Origin of the sequence: Legionella sp. 16cNR16C, assembly GCF_021297775.1 — a bacterium.
GTDB classification, from domain to species: Bacteria; Pseudomonadota; Gammaproteobacteria; order Legionellales; family Legionellaceae; genus Legionella_C; species Legionella_C quinlivanii_A.
In genome coordinates this window covers 847,689-865,519 of the sequence record NZ_JAJTMX010000001.1, presented here as the reverse complement: position 1 = coordinate 865,519, position 17,831 = coordinate 847,689, and the positions used below count along the sequence as shown (strand labels likewise).

Genomic DNA, 17,831 nt, shown 5'->3' with positions numbered 1-17,831 from the left:
TCAAGCTTGTTGAAAAGGATAAATAGAACCAAGGTCCAAAATCTGCGTCAACTCATCGAGGGCGAGAAGGACTTCATCCACCAGTAAAGGATCCAGGAAATCCTGAGCGTGCAGGCGATCGCGATAATGTCTTTTGACCCACTGCTCAAGACCTGTGAGCAGCGATTCATTTATCAGCACGCCCTGGTGCATCTCTGCAAGCTCTTCTTCCTGGAGCAAAATCCTTAATCGCAGACAGGCGGGGCCGCCGCCATTCCGCATACTCTGCTTTAAGTCCATGAAATAGCAATGATTGATGGGGTTATTGGGTGATGACAGAATGTGATTGATTGTTTCATGAACCTGCTGGTTGTATTGACATTCACTGGGTGCCACAAGAGTCATCGAGCCATCCTCAAGCGTTAGCAGCTGAGAATTAAAAAGGTAACTGGATACGGCGTCATCAATACTGATTTGCCGGTCATTTATTTCAACAATAGTAAGATCAAAATCAGCCTTGTCTTTCAGTTCCCTGATTACTTCTGCCTGATTGAGAAAGGCCTGCTGATGAATTAACAAAACCGATTCGTTGGCAACTGCAATAACATCATTGTGAAAAACCCCCTTATCAATGGCAAGTGGATTCTGGCAGGCAAAAACTACTTTACTCGGATCAAGAAGATGGGCTCTGGCAATTGCACTGGAGGCTTCATAGGTTTGTCTTGCCGGGAAACGCTGAGGGGCTGGCGCATAGGTGGACCATAGGGCGCGTTTGCCGTATACGAATAGATGAATGCCCGCCTGATTATGATTTGCAGCAAGTCGGCTATGATTTGCAGCTCCTTCATCACTAGTCACCACACTTGCAGGTAAGGACGGATGATGCGAGAAATAACTATCCGTATTAAAGAGTTTTTTGAGTAAACGAGAGGAAAAAGACGCTTCCTGATGCCGGTGTAAATTGGATATCAGATTAGCTGCTGTAAAATGAACCCGCCGATCACTACTATCAATACTTGGAGTCACTGTAGCCGCATTGGCAGTCCACATACTGGATGCAGAATAAGCGGCTGCCAGAATTTCAGGCGCTTCGCGGCTCGCCTGAGACAGCATTTGCTCAGTACCGCCATAAAAACCCATTTGCATGAGCAGATTTAAATTAGGCCGCTGATGAGGGGGTAAGACCGCCTGTTTCAAGCCCAGTCCATGCAGGAAGCGCATTTTGGCCAAACCCTGCAGAGCTGCTGCCTGGGGATTGGCTATTGAGAGTGCATTCGAAGTAGATGCAATATTGCCCAGGGATAAACCCGCATAATTATGCGTTGGCCCCACCAGCCCATCCATATTCAACTCATAGCTTTTCATAAAGTAATCCCGGGTAATAACTGAGCTGGTTTTGTTAGTTCAGCGCTTTCCATGCTGGCAACGGGATAAGAACAATAATCCGCTGCAAAATAGGCACTGGGACGGTGATTGCCGCTGCATCCAATACCACCGAAGGGAAGGCTGCTGGCAGCTCCAGTGGTGGGCCTGTTCCAGTTTATAAGTCCTGAATTAATCTGCCTGTAAAACAATTGATAATGATCAGGATGCTTACTTAAAAGACCAGCTGCCAGCCCATATTTGGTTTGATTTGCCATTTTAATTGCGTCTTCTAAGTCCTGATAACGATGGATCTGGACCAGAGGGGCAAAAATCTCTTCATCAATAACAGAGCGGGCGTCTGACATGTCAATAATTCCAGGCGATAAAAATGCGGCATCGTCCTGCAATAGTCTCATTTGCAGTAAGGCTTTGCCCCCTGAATCAAGCAATTTTTGCTGTGCTGCGAGGTGATGGCGCGCATGCTCAAGCCGGATAACCGGACCCATGAAAGGCTCAGGGCGTTGTTTATAATCACCAATAAGCAAGGCGTCGCAGGCTTCAGTAAACTTATCAAGAAAGGCTTTGCCCTGTGCGTTGTCTTTGATGAACAGTCTTCTTGCACAGGTACAGCGTTGTCCTGCGGTTATCATTGTAGATAAAAGCGTATGATAAACAGCAGCGTCAATGTCTTCAATATCATCCACAATCAAGGGGTTATTTCCACCCATTTCGAGAGCAAGAATTACCTCAGGCCGATCCACAAACTGTTGATTAATTCGTTTGCCAGTGGAATAACTTCCTGTAAAAAATACGCCTTTAATTCGCTGGGATAAAAGAGTCTGAGCTGTTTTGGCATCCCCCTGAATACAATTGATCACACCCTGTGGTAATTCGCTCTCATGCCAGCATTGCATAATCAAAATGGCTACTGCGGGACATAATTCACTGGGCTTATAAATGACGGTGTTTCCAGCAAGAAGGGCAGGAACAATATGACCATTACTCAAGTGAGCCGGAAAATTAAAAGCACCGAGGACAGTTACCACACCATGCGGTTTGTATCGTAAAGCTGCAGTTGATTCCGGGCTTATAGTTGATTTTTCGGCATTGCGCTCATGATAAGCCTGAATCGATATGGCTATTTTGGCAATGACCGAATTAACTTCTGTCAGGGATTCCCACAATGGCTTGCCTGTTTCGAGAGAAATCAGCTCAGCTAACTGCTCCCGTTTTTTTTCAACGGTATTGGCAAAACGTTTCAGACAGGCAATACGCTCCTCAACGCTTAAACTCATCCAGGGTCCTAAAGCCTTGTTTGCGGCTTCGGCTGCCTGTCTGATTTCAAACTCTGTTGCGTTATGTCCTTTCCACACTAACTGATTAGTAGCGGGATTGATGGAGATTAAGTCAGGCCCTTCCCCTGACACCCACTGCCCATCAATGTAGTGGCTATACGAGGTATTTGAAATCGTATTCATCGATGTCCTTCATGTAAATGTTTTTCTGGATGTAAAGGAGAAAGTCTGACAGCGTCTCCCTTTTTTAGTTTTAACCGCTCCGCTGTTTCTTTGCTCACTATGCAGCTATCGCTTTTGGTAATGATGGCTTGACTAAGTGTTGCCCGGAAATCAGAAGAGGTATTAGCTACCATATAGGATTTACTGCTGACCTCATCACTTATGCTGCCAATTGTCCGTAATTGGCTGGTTTTAATAGTATTGATTTCTTCAACAGGGGCTTCCAGTGTGGGACCGGCATCAAAAATATCCACGTATCCCAAAAAGCGAAACCCTTCATGCATAAGAATATTCATGGCTGGCAGGGTTGACTGATGGGGCTGACCAATGACTGATTGCGCAGCAGCCGCCAGTAATTTGACATAAATGGGATTGCGAGGCATCAAATCAGCAATAAATTGCTTGTCAGTGGAAATGGTCAGGCGATCGGCCTCAGAAAAAGTCATATGAAAAAAATGACTTCCAACATGATCCCAAAAAGGCGAGTGGCCGGCCTCATCTGAAATCCCACGCATCTCAGCAATTATTGTAGATGAAAACCGCAGAGGAAAAGCTGCAATGAAAAGAAAGCGAGCTCTGGAAAGCAGTAATCCATTGTTATTACGGCGATAGGAGGGGTCGAGAAAGAGGGTGCACACCTCACTTTTTCCCTGGTTATCGTTAACCAGGCTTAAGACCTCATAGTCACTGCGAATATTAAGTGAATGACAAAATCGGGTTCGTCGGGAAATTTTATAGGAATAAAAAGGGCTGTCGAAGCCCGTGGCTCCTTCAATGGCTGATGTGCCGACTACTTTCTTCGTTTCCGGATCTTCCAGAACAAAAAAATAATATTCATTAAGCGGCTTTTTGACTTCTTTTTCAAAAGAAGCACAAGACCACTCAATGCGTTTTTTTAATAACTCCCTGTCCTTTACCAGCGTGGTAATACCGATACCGCTATGCATTGCCAAATCATAAATCGAGTCAAGATCGGAAAGAAAAGCACGGCGGAAAATCATCATGAGTGAACTCCCTCCAAACTGCCCTGAGCCAGGTCCTGCAGTATAAACAGACTTAAAGCGGTCCGCTCAATGAGACTGTCGAGCAGGATGAATTCTTCATCGCTATGGATCGCACCGCCGCGAACGCCGAGGGTATCGAGCACCGGTAAGCCTTTATGTGCCAGATTATTGCCATCGCAGCAGCCGCCGCTATCTTTCCATACCATATCGAGATTAAGCCTTTCCCCGGCGCGCTGCACGCATCCAAACAGTTTTTGCGTTTTGCTGTCGACAAATTTTACTGGCCTACCGAACTGTCCGTCTATTGCTAATTGATAATCCTGTCTTTTTTCCTGACCTAGTATTTTATTCAATTGTCGTTGAATCCACAGTTCATCCTCTGAATTGCTCACACGTATATCCAGTTTGGCGACCGCTTTATCTGGCACCATATTCAATGCTTCTCCACCGGCAATTTTACCCACATTAACCGTGACACCTTCTCGCTGGCCATTAAGGGCATGAATCGAAAGAAGCACCTGTGCCAGATAGCAGATTGCATTTCGCCCTTCTTCAAAAGCACGCCCGACATGGGCGGATTTTCCAGTTGCCACCACGGTAAATTTTCCACTGCCTCTTCTGTTTTTGGCCAGTGTGCCTTTAGCATCCATTGCTGGCTCATAAATGAGGCCCGCCTGATAGCTGGCCGCCATGCTCTCAAGCCAGGGGCTGGAGGCGGGTGAGCCAATTTCTTCGTCGGCATTAATAAAAACATCCCAGCCCAGAGACTGAGATTCGGGAAGTTGTTCAAACATTTCGAGAGCATTCAGAATGATGAGCAGGCCGCCCTTCATATCAGCAACCCCAGGACCGTTAATCGTATTTTCATCAAGATAGCGAAGCGTCTGAAAAGGATGGTTTACGTGATAAACAGTATCCATATGCCCGCCTAAAAGTATTCGTCTTTTTAATTCCGGCCGCTTTCGGATAAATAAGGCATCCCCACAGACAAGTCTTTGGGAATTACCGTTCATATCGATGCTATGGAGAGGTGGAAAAGAAACTGACTCAATGGAATCAGCAAGGGGGCTAAACACCCGATGCAATTCACTATGGATGTCGGCAAGGCCATCAGGATTCGTGGTGCCGGAGTTAATCTCACATAGTCGCAGGAGCTGCTGAATCATCTCTGGTTGTCTTTCGCGCAAATCGACCAGGACACGTCTGGTTACAGGATCCATTGCATTGTCCAGAAAAAAAGGTAGTTAACCTTAGCCAAATTTCAGAGGTCATGCAAGACTATATACTCAATTCTATTGGTATTGAGCTTTCATCATGCTGCTCGGTATCTTCCATATTTTGTCTGACCAGTTCTTTCATACTGAGCTGAATTTGCTTGCGTTCATTGGCATTTTGAGATGTTCTAAATGTGGCCACTCCCGAATTAAACATTTTGGAGGAGCCAAAGGTAAATACATAGTGGAATATTCCGGCGATTATTTTCATAATACCGGCAGCAGCACGCCAGCGGGGATCTTTAACCTCCAGTTGATTAGCCAGGAGTTCATAGCGTTGTTTTTTCTCAGGACTAGGATTTTCCAGTAAATCGATGGTATCGCTAACCGCCTGCAGCAATAAACGTTTGCCGCTGGTATTCTTCCTGGCCTGCTCTTCAACTAAATCGATAAGTTTACCAGCCTGCTCAGACAGTTCTTTGGTACTGCGTTTGAGCTCCTGCAAGTCAATTCTCGCCTGAGGTATACGTATCAGGAGAAGTTCATTGGCACGTCTGTGAGGACAATTATCGTCTCTCCACTGGACAAGCCAGGGGATATCCTGTTTAACCTGTTGATAGCCTGAATTAATATAAAAATCGATTGCATTCCACAGCAGTTCTTCATGGTGATTCATGCCGCGTCCTTTAACCATGGCCGGGGCAGCATGAAGAGCGCGTTCAAATTCCTCGCGGCTCATTGGAGAGCCTAGCTCGATAGATTTCATTAGATTGTAATAAGCGGAGGATACCCCTGCGCGATCTATCGCATCTTTACAGGAAAAATTAAAAGTTAAAGGTTTGAGTTCACTAATTACACGATCAGGTAAGGCAAATTTGTTAAAATCAAACCAGATAGCCTGTCTTTGTGCTTTACTTAATGGCTTATCAGGGGTGGCTCCCATCGTGTTAAAACTGCCCAGGAGTAATCTTTTTACAATCTCCTGCTCGTTTGTTCCGTACAGCAGTTCTTTTATCTCAGGGCTGATATAGAAGTCCTTTATAGCTTCGTTTGAGTTACCGATTGCAATATTAAACAATCGCTCGAATTCATTCTCATAATTCAGATTGGCTTTGGTGGCATGGTAATCGCCAAAAGAAAATATTCCTTTGTCGGCGGGCAGTGTGATTACTGCAATGTTGTCATGTTCCTTTTCAAGTCCTTCAAGGGTTTGGGTCATACGGCATTCCAATCTGCCTTCAGGATCAATACGATCCCGTCCCAGATTGTTAAAGTAAATATGAGTAATGCGCTGTGCGGGGTCAGGGGATTGAAAAAGAGAGTCCAGAGGCCTTCTCAACTGATTGTTTAACCATAATTTAAACGAAGGGCTGATTTGAGTCAGGCCTTTTTCTCGTTGTACCTGGGTTCCGAAACGTAATTCTACAGGCAGGGTTAACCCGTTTTTATATTTATAGTCTCTTTTAGTTGCCAGACTGGTTTTATGTTGTGGTTTATACTCACGGCCAAAAGTGTCTTGTGCCCGGCTTTTAAAAGAGTCAACATCGGAGGGCGACGGCGCAGTATTAACACGCGGATGCTCGTTTGCCAATTGGTTGCGAATTGCAGAGGTTATTTTCTTTTTATCGCCCGGCTTGTGATTTGCGGGGATGTGTTTTATGGTCTCGAATGTTACATCGAGAATGTGATTATCATTAGCATATATCTTGTGAATAAAATCATTTAGTTCACTAATTTCCTTTTTAAGTACATTAATTTCGCTCTGTGAATCAGATAAGCTGCCAGTTTGAATACTCTGTTTTGCATCAAAAAATCCACCAGAGTTAGGTCGAAGGTTCTGCCTCGCGGTCAAAATGTCCAGCCTTTTTTGAAGATTTCTCTTTATCAGTTCAATCGCTTTGCTGTTTCCGTCTATAAAAATGAAAAAATCACGGTATAAATCCGCATAGGCAAAATTAGGATTGTAGGCTGCCTGTAAAATGTTTGTTAAAGGATCCTGTAGTGCTTGGGGTAAAATCGCATAAATTGCCCTGGGTAGCTTGCCGTTTTCCGCGATGCCTCTTAAATAGAGATAGCAGTTCTGGTTATGGATTTGCTCACTGGACATCGCCATAGATTTTGTTCTCTTATTTTAGTCTTACATATTGTAAATAAGTTTTCTTAAGAAAATATGATGAATTATTCATTTTTGATAAACTAAACTTAATCAGTCCTTTTGAATTAACCAAGAAAAACATATGGCTCGTGATTCTACATTATATAATTTAATTGAAACAACCCATTATCAGTGGCATGAAATCATTGAAGAAGGCTTGTCTGCTATGGATTCAGCCTATCTCAGGCAGTTGGAGCTAACTGACGATTGGCTTCCGGGAAAAGAGGCCTTATTCTCTGCTTTTAGCCTGCCGCTTGACGCCACGAATTATATTTTATTGGGTGAATCTCCTTACCCCCGAATACAATCAGCCAATGGCTATGCATTTTGGGATGCTGCGGTAAGAGATATATGGAGCCAAAGCGGTTTAAGTAAGGAAGTGAATCGTGCAACCTCGCTCCGTAATTTCATAAAAATGTTACTCCTGGTTAAAGGAGATCTGAGTGAGGATTTTTCGCAACAGGCTATTCAGAAAGTTGATAAAACAAATTATGTGCAAACAGCGAATGAGTTCTTTACTGGTTTAATTAATAGAGGATTTCTCTTGCTGAATGCCTCCCTGGTTTACAGTGAGGGGCAAGTAAAATATCATGCCAGAGAGTGGCGGCCCTTTATGAGTTCTCTTTTTAAGCGTCTCGCGGAAGTTAAGCCGTCATTACAATTAATTCTACTGGGCAATATTGCCAAACAGCTTGAAGAGACAAAACCCTTTTCCGGTCTGGTGGCTGAGCACCCTTATAATCTGAGCTTTATAACGAATAAGAATGTTCAGAATTTTTTTAAACATTTGGATTTGCTAAGTGTAAATGACTAAATCAACAATCGATGTGCGTGAAGTTTCAAAATTTAATGCCCTTTCCAGGCATTGGTGGGATAAGAACGGCCCGCTTAAGACCTTGCATGATATTAATCCTGCGCGGTTGCAATTTATCCAAAAACATGCGTCTTTGGGCCAGGCCAGAGTTCTCGATGTGGGCTGTGGCGGGGGTATTCTGGCTGAAGCAATAGCCGGGCAGGGGGGAGTTGTTACAGGGATTGATGCCGATAATGATGCTATTGTCACCGCAAATACGCATGCTATTGCTCAAAATCTATTCATTAATTACCATGTCACCCCTATAGAGGATTTTGAGGAGCCAGCATTTGATGTGATTACCTGCATGGAAATGCTGGAACATGTCAGCAATCCTGAGCTGGTAATACAGCATTGCTTTCGTTTGTTAAAGCCAGGCGGCAAGCTGTTTCTTTCTACAATTAATCGAACTTTGAAGGCTTATGGGGCTGCTATTATTGCTGCGGAATATATTTTGGGATTATTACCCCGGCAAACTCATGATTATGAAAAGTTCATCAAACCGGGAGAGCTGGCTGATATTCTGAGGAGCACGGGATTGCAGCTCATTGCACTGGAAGGAATCAATTATAATCCTTTTAGCCGAGAGGCAGAGCTTGCCAAATCAGTGGATATTAACTATTTAGTGTGTGCAGAGAAGCCAGGCTGAGTCTTGCTGGCATTCATGTTAAACGCAATTTGATAAGAGAAAATCCCCTCTCCCAAGCTGTGAGAGGGCTAGGGCACTGCCATTAAGTTAAGCTCAATTGTATATTAAACTGTCATCCCCACGAAAGGCGGGGATCCATCTCTGAGCTAGCCACAATGCCGACTGAGGAATAGATTCCCGCCTTTCGCGGGAATGACAGAAGTCCTTAACTTAATAGCAGTGAGGGCTAGGGTGAGGGTTGATTTAAACCCCTCTCTAACTCTCTCCCCTGAGGGGAGAGAGGATTTTTTAAGGGAACAAATTTATTTATTCCCTGCATCCACGCTTTAAAATTACTCGGCTTTTTCAGAATCAACACTCGATTTGTCAGATTTGGTGTAACGAGTCTGAAAACGCTGGTGAGCGTATTTGGCTTGTTCTTCTGTCACCACATCTACTTCGTTGCCGTAGAGGTCAACTCGGGCTGTATTCACTTTCTGACAGCTAAGATAGGCTGGTGATGAGCTATAGTAATTCAAGGCTTCCCGCAATGATTTTTTACTAAAAGGAGGTGACTCCAGTCGATCGTAAAATTCAATAATATCGTCGAATATTCCTATCTGCAGGGGTTTCACCTGTACGGGTTTTTTAAAAAAAGCATTTGGAAAATGTTCTATCAGCCAATCAATAATTAGTAATCTATCTTTTTTGACCAGGTTATTTTGCTTCATAGTTCTTACTCTGTTTACTGACTTATAAGCGGAGTCCAATAAATATCGATAACTTTCTTCATCTGTCTGCCACTCATCTATCAATTTTGCTCAATCAGAAAAATGCTTACGTAGAATAGCTACGCGCACATTTTTCTTCAATCACAAAATTGAAATCTGAACGCCATACAAGCGAATAAAGTTATCGATATTTATTGAACTCCGCTTAGTCAAATTGCCTCAAGTCGATTAGTCCATGCTATTCTAAACTAGAAAACTTTAATTTTCTATCGTACTTAACTTGTTCATCCTGTTTACTTGAAATCCGCTTTTGCTCAAGATACCCCAAGATATTTCTCAATTCCTTTGAAGAAAAGGTAGCTTTTAGCATTTAAGTGTCTCTTATTAATATATTAACTTATTGAAATATATCCTTTTTATTTAAATCCGCATAATTGCTTGTGATGTGATTGGGTGAGAAACAGGCTTGCATAGACCAGGCATCACTGCTAAATTTTATACATGACTTCAACGGAAATGAGGTCTTTAAAAGGACTTTCGTCATATGGAAATGAAATAATCAGGGAAGATTTCGGGACAGGATGTCCTGATTGGATGACTGCGAAAAAGCCAGGGTACGATACCCTGGCTTAATTTTTTATGCCATTGCATAACCAGTATGCGATAAATAAAACTTGTCGGGATAGTAAGCAAACACTACAGATCCTCCCTTAATCGTATTAATTACCGGCTTGGCCAGAGTTTGAGCGATAGAAGGGCATCCCCAGCTTCGTCCTGCACGGCCAGTTTTTTTGATAAAATCAGGCTCTACATACCATGCGCCGTGAATCACTACTCTGCGATTGTAAGCATTGTCATTAATTCCTCTTTCAAGCCCCTGAAGATTTAATGACAGGCCTTTTGACCCATAATAAGTATCGCGCGTTACATACGTTCCCAGGCTGCTTTCTTTGCTGGATACTTTGTTCGAAAAATGTTTTGGCACGTCCATTCCGGAGTTTTTACCGTGCGCTACGTAAGTATTATATAAAAGTCTTTCTTTATTAAGATCAAAAATCCACATTCTCTGCTTGTTAGAAGGTAATGAATAATCAATGACTGTCAGCAAAGGCTTTTTGACAGCGCCTTTTGCAGATGCTTTCTGATAGGCCGCCAGTGCCAGCTTCAATACTTTTTTATTTAACTGAGGGGCTTTCTTGCTAAGATGCTGAACTTGAACGCTCAGATTACTTGCCGGTTTGGCTGCCGCAGCAACCTGTGTTGAAATAGGGTGAGTCGGCGCTGAATGCGATGAAAAAAACAGTGCCGATAGAAGGCTAATTACTGTACTCATGATACTCCTTTTTTCTTGTGAAACATTGATTACAATGCAATCAAAAGCTGATGATTATATTTACAAGTGAGGCAAAAGTAAAATAATAAGAAAAATCATTGCTCATGAGGAAAAAAAATACATCAATTCAGAATCTTAGCTAATTTTTATAATCTAATGCATGGTTTGCATATGGTCTGTATGCGCAATAAATGATCTAAAAGCAGTCGAGTTTTGCGAATTAACAGTATAAAAATAGATCAATAAGGTTTAAATTAGATCTAAAAATGATGGATTGTGCTTTTCCTGGAAATCGCTTTTCGGCGTAAATTTTCATGAAATTAAGTCTGGGTGGATTTCATTTGAGTGCATTCTGAATTATCATTGATTGTTAAATTTTATACCAAATTTTGTGGTGGAGACAGCAATGCTAGTTAAGCGTCATTTGCAAGGTCCGGAAGGATTGCGCGCTCAAATCAATCAAGCCTATAGAATCGACGAATTATCAATAATAAGTCAACTCATTGATGAGGCAACACTCTCCGATCCGCAATTGCATGGCGCAAGAGGGCTTGCAACCGATTTAGTCAAACAAGTTCGTTTTGAGCGGACAAAGAGTACCGGAATTGATTCTTTCCTGACAGAATACTCCTTATCCAGCGAGGAGGGGATTGCGTTGATGTGCCTGGCGGAGGCCCTATTACGAGTTCCTGATAATCCGACTATCAGCAGCCTTATCAAAGACAAATTGACCGCTGCCGACTGGAAATCGCATCGGGGGCAAAGTCAGTCGTTTTTTGTTAATGCAACCACCTGGGCGCTTATGCTTACGGGGAAAGTACTGACGCCAGAAAAAGCGGAGTCGGTCTTAAGCAAGGCTGTTTTCACTGTTCTTAATCGCAGCGGCGAAGGGGTTGTGCGTAAAGCGGTGGATAAGGCAATGCGTATCATGAGCAAGCAATTCGTCATGGGGCGCAACATTTCAGAAGCTTTAACCCGAGCCAAGAAAAAAGAAGCAATTGGCTATCGTTATTCTTATGACATGCTGGGTGAAGCAGCGCTGACGCAGATCGATGCGGATCGATATTTCCAGGCGTATAAAGATGCGATTAAGGCGATTGGAGAAAGAGCGGATCGGCAAGCGACAATCTATCAACGACCAGGAATTTCCATCAAACTATCGGCTTTGCATCCAAGATATCAGGAAGCACAAAAAGAACGGGTAATGCGAGAACTGCCTCCTCGACTCCTTGAACTATCCCAAATTGCCAAACACTATGATATTGGCATGACCATTGATGCCGAAGAATCAGAACGTCTTGATATTTCATTGGATATTATTGAAGCCGTTTTCAATGATGATAGTCTGAATGGCTGGAAAGGCTTCGGTCTCGCTGTTCAGTCTTACCAGAAAAGAGCATCATTTGTTTTGGACTGGCTTGCTGATTTGGCACGTAAAAAAGGCCGCCGGATTATGGTTCGGCTGATTAAAGGTGCTTACTGGGATAGTGAAATTAAAAAAACACAAATGCAGGGACTGGAAGAATATCCTGTATTCACCCGTAAAGTATTCACCGATGTCTCTTTTCAGGCCTGTGCAAAAAAACTGCTTACGATGACGGATGTTATTTATCCTCAGTTTGCTACCCATAATGCCTATTCTGTCGCAATGGTCTTGCAAATAGTAGGTGATTACCGGGATTTTGAATTTCAGTGCCTTCATGGGATGGGTAAAGAGCTCTACGAGCAGATTGTTCCTGCGTCTAAACTGGGGATCCCTTGCCGTATCTATGCGCCAGTCGGCAGCCATGAAGATTTATTACCCTATCTCGTTCGCAGGCTTCTTGAAAATGGAGCAAACTCTTCTTTTGTGAACAGGATAGTGGATGAAAAAGCACCGATCGAATCTTTGGTAGAAGATCCAGTCGCCAAGGCACGTGGGTTTTTATCCAAAATTAATCATAATATTCCATTACCCTCTGCCATATTTTTACCTGAGCGTCAGAACTCATCCGGATTCGATTTCACCAATAGACAGGAATTGAATCAATTACGCGCTTATTATGATACCCAGGATTTGACGCACTGGCAGGCCAAACCTTTATTAAATGGTCGTGAAGCAGGACAAGTGCATCGGAGTGTCACATCGCCGCAACGCACTGATAAGCCGATTGGTCAGGTCAGCGATACTGCAATTGAAGATATCGACTGGGCTTTAAAACAGGCGGAGAAGGCCTTTTCGCACTGGAATACTCGTCCTGTGAAGGAAAGAGCCGCTCTTATTGAACGCTATGCCGATCTGCTTGAAGAAAATCAAGCCAGACTAATGGCTTTGCTTTGCCTTGAAGCCGGAAAAACCTGGAGCGACAGTATTGCTGAAGTCAGGGAAGCGGTTGATTTCTGCCGTTATTATGCCGCTCATGCTGTAAAGCTGATGGGCTCACCACAGTCATTACATGGCTATACAGGCGAGGTTAATGAGTTATCGCTTCATGGAAGAGGAACAGTGCTCTGCATTAGTCCCTGGAATTTCCCGCTGGCTATTTTTACAGGTCAGGTGGTTGCCGCTTTGGTGACGGGAAATTGCGTTATTGCCAAGCCAGCGGAACAGACGCCTTTAATTGCTTGCATGGCAGTTAACCTTCTGCATAAAGCAGGGATTCCTACAGGGGTTATTCAACTCCTGCCTGGCCCTGGTGAAACTATTGGTGCGGCACTGGTGGCTGACTTGCGTGTGAAAGCAGTTGTATTCACCGGTTCGACACAAACCGCTAATCTGATTAATAAGACACTGGCAACACGTGGTGGAGAAATTATCCCCCTGATTGCTGAAACAGGCGGTCAGAATGCCATGATCGTTGACTCTTCCGCATTGCTTGAGCAGGTTATTGTGGATGTGATTACTTCCTCATTTGGAAGTGCGGGCCAGCGCTGTTCAGCCCTGCGTGTCATCTATATACAGGAAGAGGTTTATCCTCGCTTCATTGAGCTCTTAAAAGGGGCTATGGAAGAATTAACGATTGGGGATCCTCAATGGCTGAGCACGGATATTGGGCCTGTTATTGACAGTGAAGCTCTGGAAGTGCTTAAGGCCCATGTGGAGCAAATGAGAAAAAGCCATGAGATTATTTACCAATGCCGCTTAAGTGAGGACTGCCGAAACGGATATTTCATGCCGCCCACAGCAATAGCACTCGACTCCATCAACTCGCTCAAGAAAGAAGTGTTTGGGCCGGTTCTCCATGTGATTCGCTATCCACGAAAAGGGCTGGATAAAGTCATTAGCGAAATTAATGGAACGGGTTATGGCTTGACTCTGGGAATTCACAGCCGGATAAATCATACTGTTGATTACATTCGTCAGCGGATACATGCCGGTAACTGCTATGTTAACCGTAATATGATTGGTGCGGTGGTAGGACTCCAGCCTTTCGGGGGAGAAGGATTATCCGGTACAGGACCCAAGGCTGGCGGCCCATACTATTTGCTGCGTTTATGTCATGAGCGTACCTATACAGTGGATACGACAGCAGCAGGAGGCAATGCGAGTCTTATGTCTATTCCTGAGGGGATTTAATCCTGAATCGTCCCCAACGTCATCCTGAGCAAGGATGACGTACCTGGGGAGTTACATTCAGTGTTTATCTTTATTCTTTTTCTTACCCAGCAACCAATCCACACTGACCTCAAGTTCACTGGCAATGGTTTGCATTGTGCCTGTATCAACCATCATCCCATTTAAAACCGCTTCGGCCTTAAATTTTGGCAATTTAAGCATCTTCGCAAAGGCTTGAACCCTTTCGGCCATTAAATCTGGAACACCTATCGCATCCAGTTCGTTATTCAAACGTTCAGACAATTCTCTGTTAGACATGACAGTCTCCTTTTTCATTTTGTTTTAGTGTAAAACAGGAATGCTTAAGGCTTGATTAACAGAATAATTTTTAAAATAAAAATAGGGCGTGGTTACAATTCATACCCAACGTCTACGTACCGCGGCTTGTCCGCGGTACCCAGGAGATGGTCAAGTTAAGACAGAGGCAATTTACTTGCTTGTTCAATTGATAAATAAGAGCAAACTCGTACTATCACGATTCTAACGTCAAATATAAAACGAGTTTGCAATGGCTAGAGTGATGCTCAGTGACGAGCATCTATGTTTGCGATGGCATGCTCATATATTTGGCTCCCCATGTAGCGAGCAAAATTTAAGTGATATTATCACGTTGAGTCCAATGTTCTAGTGGAAGAAAGATGAAATCATTTTATGCTTATATCATGGCAAGTGGCCGTAATGGCACTCTGTATGTTGGTTCAACGTCCGATTTAATTAAAAGAACCTGGGAACACAAAAATAACGTGATTCGAGGATTTACGGCCAAGTACAATGTACATCTATTGGTCTACTATGAAATCCATGTAACATACATCGAAGCAGCTCGACGTGAAAAACGATTCAAAAATTGGTGCCGCCAATGGAAATTAAATTTAATTGAGACCCTAAACCCAGATTGGCGTGATCTGTACGAAGATATTTGTTGTTGACTTAGATCCTCTGGATACCGCGGACAAGCCGCGGTACGTAGACGTTGAGGATGAATTGTAAACACGCCCTAATTAGGAGCTCAGGGAAGGCGGTGAAATCAACCCTCACCCTAGCCCTCTACTTGGGAGAGGGGATTCTTCTTTTTTAAATTGATGCCTACTTCCTTAAATTCTCTCTCCCCTTGTGAGAGAGTTAGAGAGAGGGTGATTTCTTTGTATCCTCAAAATACTTTAACCAACAAATAATTTCTGGCCAGGCTTCAGGAGATTCATGTTGATATTTGGGTTTAGCTTTGCCAGATTGGCAACACTGGTATTATTGCGCTTGGCAATTGCGCTTAAGCTATCGCCGTTTTTAACGGTATAGATCCCCGGATTCACTTTGTTCCTCCAGATGACTAACTGTTGTCCCTTTGATAGTGCTTTTTTCGGGTTGAGTTTGTTCCATTGTCGTATATCGGCGGCTGCAACCTGATATTTGGCTTCAATGCTGCGGATATCCTCTCCATTTTGCACAATATGAATTACTTTATAAAGTTGTGTCGAAGCAGGTTTATCCACTATCGGTTTGGGCCGATTGCTGGCTATCGCTCGCGGCGCGTTCTTAGTGCTGGGAATTAAAATAAACTGACCATTTTTGAGTCGGTCGTTAGGGAGCTGGTTGACTTCACGCAATAATTTTGCAGTTGTAAAATAGCGCTGTGCAATAGAGTTCAGATTGTCTCCTTTTCGCACCTGATGCCGGGTCCAGCTGACGCGTTGCTCACGTGGAACATGAGCCAGGTTGCGATTAAAAGCGGCTACTTTGGCTGCAGGAATTAATAGCTTGAACGGCTTATAGGGTGCTGTGGCCCAGCGATTGTAGCCAGGATTCAATTTTATTAAATCCGTGTAGGAAATGCCTGCCAATTTAGCGGCATGGTTTAAGTCAATCTGGCTGCCAATATTAACTTCCTCAAAATAGGGAACATGCGGTATTTCAGGAAGGCTGACTCGGTAACGCTGCGGGTATTTAATAATTTCGGCAAGCGCCAGTAATCGGGGTACATAAAAGCGCGTTTCATTCGGAACCGGTAATACCCAGAAATTAACTGCGCGACCTGTCTGACCGCTGTTTTTGATGGCTCTTGAAATGGTTCCTTCACCAGAATCATAGGCTGCGATAGCCAGAACCCAGTTTCCATTAAAATATCGGCCAAGGTAATTCAGATAATTAAGCGCCGCATCGGTAGAAGGAGTGATGCTTCGTCTGGCGTCAAACCACCAGTCCTGTTTTAAACCAAGATTAGTCCCTGTTCCCGGCATCAGTTGCCATAAACCGGCAGCGCCGGCTCCTGAATAAGCAAAAGGATCGTAGGCACTTTCCAGCATAGGTATAAGGGCCAGTTCTCCTGGAAGATTCCGTTTTTTAACTTCAGTGACAATATGATACATATAGGGTTCTGCACGGGCCAGTTTTTGCAGATAGCCGGGGTGATTGATGAGCCATTGCAGTTGGCTTTGAACTTCAGGCTGTGTGATTTCATGATTCATTTTAAGCTGGCTTCTCAATACCTCCCATACCGTGGGAACAGAATGACCAAAACCCCAGCCAAAACAAAGATTCATTGATAAATATAGAAATATTCCACAAATATAATTGAATTTAAACTTCAATGTGCGAACCTATTTCTGATAAGGGGAAGTCAGTTTACTAAAGATCAAATTCGGGATAAACCCTTTAATGCCTCATTTCCTGTTTCTGTCGATTTATTAATCAACCTTCAAGAGAAATTATTTTTATCTTCCCGAAGCTGTCTGAATACCCTTAATGGCTCAACTGAAGAACATCCTCTATTGACTGCATACTGTATAACTGAGGGTTCTGTAGTCCGCAGAAAGGGATTGATACGCTTTTCTTTTTCAATGGTCGAAGGCAGAGAGCAGTGATAATCTGGCTGGTTAAACTTGCTCATTTCCAATTGAATATCTGTATTTTGAGGTTCAACCTGCTTAGCAAAGCGAAGATTTTGCAAGGTATATTCATGGCCGCAGTAAACCTTTGTGCTTCCCGGCAAATGACCAAGGCGGGTCAGTGACCCAAACAGCGCCTCCAGACTACCGTCAAATACTCGGCCGCAACCTGCTGAAAAAAGTGTGTCGCCACAAAATAAGGCTTCATATTGGGGCTCAAAATAGCAGATATGGCTGCTGGTGTGACCTGGAATTTCGAGCACCTTGAAATGACAACCCAGCCATTCAATTGAATCAGGTTCGGTGATCGAATGAAAGGGCTGTGGTATCCGCTGATCTTTCGGACCATAAACCCAGGCAAGAGGAAAATGATTAAGCAATTCAGGTACACCGCCTATATGATCAGCGTGATGGTGAGTGAGTAAAATGCCATCCAGGCGAAGCTTGTGTGTTTTGAAATAGCTTAAAACCGGTTGGGCCTGTCCCGGATCAACACAAATGGCTCTCTGCTGCTCTTCATTAACTAGTGTCCAGATATAGTTATCCGAAAATGCCGGTACAGGAATAATGTTCAT

General features: G+C 43.6%; 14 protein-coding genes. 4 read left to right on the top strand and 10 right to left on the bottom strand.

Translation table 11 applies throughout. The features are described 5' to 3' along the window. From astB to LXA66_RS03815, 5 genes are read right to left on the bottom strand one after another with little or no spacing between them, the layout of a single operon-like run. A complete protein-coding gene (gene astB / locus LXA66_RS03835; RefSeq protein WP_233011992.1) occupies window positions 1-1,344 on the bottom strand; it encodes an N-succinylarginine dihydrolase in 1,344 nt (447 codons plus the stop codon). Beyond that, the gene (astD, locus tag LXA66_RS03830; RefSeq protein WP_233011991.1) at window positions 1,341-2,822 is read right to left on the bottom strand and encodes a succinylglutamate-semialdehyde dehydrogenase; all 1,482 of its coding nucleotides are present in this window, start codon (window positions 2,820-2,822) and stop codon (window positions 1,341-1,343) included. Before astD ends, astB begins: the two co-directional genes overlap by 4 nt. After that, window positions 2,819-3,865: an arginine N-succinyltransferase gene (astA, locus tag LXA66_RS03825; RefSeq protein WP_233011990.1), complete on the bottom strand. Its 1,047-nt coding sequence runs from the start codon at window positions 3,863-3,865 to the stop codon at window positions 2,819-2,821. The genes astD and astA overlap by 4 nt, the downstream gene beginning before the upstream one ends. Then, on the bottom strand, window positions 3,862-5,085 hold the full coding sequence (locus tag LXA66_RS03820) for a hydrolase (protein WP_233011989.1): 1,224 nt from the start codon (window positions 5,083-5,085) through the stop codon (window positions 3,862-3,864). The genes astA and LXA66_RS03820 overlap by 4 nt, the downstream gene beginning before the upstream one ends. A gap of 58 nt (window positions 5,086-5,143) precedes the next feature. Next, window positions 5,144-7,192, bottom strand: a complete 2,049-nt coding sequence (locus LXA66_RS03815) for a hypothetical protein (protein ID WP_233011988.1) — start codon at window positions 7,190-7,192, stop codon at window positions 5,144-5,146. A gap of 124 nt (window positions 7,193-7,316) precedes the next feature. On the opposite strand from LXA66_RS03815, the gene LXA66_RS03810 reads away from it, so the two are divergent. Continuing rightward, a complete protein-coding gene (locus LXA66_RS03810; protein WP_233011987.1) occupies window positions 7,317-8,048 on the top strand; it encodes a uracil-DNA glycosylase in 732 nt (243 codons plus the stop codon). Continuing rightward, the gene (gene ubiG / locus LXA66_RS03805; RefSeq protein ID WP_233011986.1) at window positions 8,041-8,736 is read left to right on the top strand and encodes a bifunctional 2-polyprenyl-6-hydroxyphenol methylase/3-demethylubiquinol 3-O-methyltransferase UbiG; all 696 of its coding nucleotides are present in this window, start codon (window positions 8,041-8,043) and stop codon (window positions 8,734-8,736) included. The genes LXA66_RS03810 and ubiG overlap by 8 nt, the downstream gene beginning before the upstream one ends. Window positions 8,737-9,068: 332 nt before the next feature. Here the strand turns inward: ubiG and LXA66_RS03800 are convergent, their stop codons facing one another. Next, complete coding sequence (locus LXA66_RS03800) at window positions 9,069-9,446, bottom strand: ProQ/FINO family protein (RefSeq protein WP_112218669.1); 378 nt, start codon at window positions 9,444-9,446, stop codon at window positions 9,069-9,071. Between the two features lie 637 nt (window positions 9,447-10,083). Continuing rightward, a complete protein-coding gene (locus LXA66_RS03795; RefSeq protein ID WP_112218624.1) occupies window positions 10,084-10,779 on the bottom strand; it encodes a murein L,D-transpeptidase catalytic domain family protein in 696 nt (231 codons plus the stop codon). 406 nt (window positions 10,780-11,185) lie between these two features. Here LXA66_RS03795 and putA point away from each other — a divergent pair, with 406 nt between their 5' ends. Then, a complete protein-coding gene (gene putA, locus LXA66_RS03790; RefSeq protein ID WP_233011985.1) occupies window positions 11,186-14,335 on the top strand; it encodes a bifunctional proline dehydrogenase/L-glutamate gamma-semialdehyde dehydrogenase PutA in 3,150 nt (1,049 codons plus the stop codon). A gap of 57 nt (window positions 14,336-14,392) precedes the next feature. Here putA and LXA66_RS03785 read toward each other — a convergent pair whose 3' ends face one another. Further along, on the bottom strand, window positions 14,393-14,632 hold the full coding sequence (locus LXA66_RS03785) for a hypothetical protein (RefSeq protein ID WP_233011984.1): 240 nt from the start codon (window positions 14,630-14,632) through the stop codon (window positions 14,393-14,395). Window positions 14,633-15,012: 380 nt separating this feature from the next. Between LXA66_RS03785 and LXA66_RS03780 the strand changes: the two genes are divergently transcribed. After that, entirely contained in the window at window positions 15,013-15,303 is a 291-nt protein-coding gene (locus LXA66_RS03780) for a GIY-YIG nuclease family protein (protein WP_112218622.1), read from the top strand. Window positions 15,304-15,534: 231 nt separating this feature from the next. On the opposite strand, the gene LXA66_RS03775 is transcribed toward LXA66_RS03780, so the two are convergent. Together LXA66_RS03775 and gloB are read right to left on the bottom strand one after the other, a co-directional pair. Then, window positions 15,535-16,911, bottom strand: a complete 1,377-nt coding sequence (locus tag LXA66_RS03775; protein ID WP_370637161.1) for a LysM peptidoglycan-binding domain-containing protein — start codon at window positions 16,909-16,911, stop codon at window positions 15,535-15,537. A 155-nt stretch (window positions 16,912-17,066) separates the two neighbouring features. Beyond that, window positions 17,067-17,831 carry a hydroxyacylglutathione hydrolase gene (gene gloB, locus LXA66_RS03770; RefSeq protein ID WP_233011982.1) on the bottom strand — a complete coding sequence of 255 codons (765 nt, stop codon included), beginning with the start codon at window positions 17,829-17,831 and terminating at the stop codon, window positions 17,067-17,069.